The organism is Paraburkholderia sp. NMBU_R16 (assembly GCF_013282575.1).
Classification (GTDB): domain Bacteria; phylum Pseudomonadota; class Gammaproteobacteria; order Burkholderiales; family Burkholderiaceae; genus Trinickia.
Genome location: NZ_JAAAYE010000347.1, coordinates 1 through 308, shown reverse-complemented (window position 1 = coordinate 308; position 308 = coordinate 1). Strand labels below are relative to the sequence as shown.

Here is a 308-nt window from a genome sequence, read left to right as displayed (position 1 = left end):
GTGTGCGAGATCGAGGTGGAGATCGGCAAGCGGCGCGTGAAGATTCGCGGCCTGTCTGCCGAGCGCACCGAAGCGTTCCTGCAGGAATGCCTGAAGTGATCGCGCTGCCGGCAGGCACGCGCATCTGTCGTCAAACGATTGGAGCGAGGCCGTTTTATCTGGCCACAGGCTGATGGTGGAAAGATCCATCTGACGAGCGCCCAGCTGTCGATGCTGCTCGAGGGCATCGACTGGCGACAGCCGCGCCGTACCGCTGCTCTGTCGATGTTGTAAACCGCATCGAAGGCTCGTAAACTGCGGCGCATGTC

1 protein-coding gene is annotated in these 308 nt (G+C 61.7%); it reads left to right on the top strand.

Annotated features, from left to right (window positions below; all coding sequences use genetic code 11):
• Positions 1-138 precede the first annotated feature (138 nt).
• Positions 139-273 carry an IS66 family insertion sequence element accessory protein TnpB gene (tnpB, locus tag GWC77_RS28510; protein WP_367949137.1) on the top strand — a complete coding sequence of 45 codons (135 nt, stop codon included), beginning with the start codon at positions 139-141 and terminating at the stop codon, positions 271-273.
• Positions 274-308: the final 35 nt, after the last annotated feature.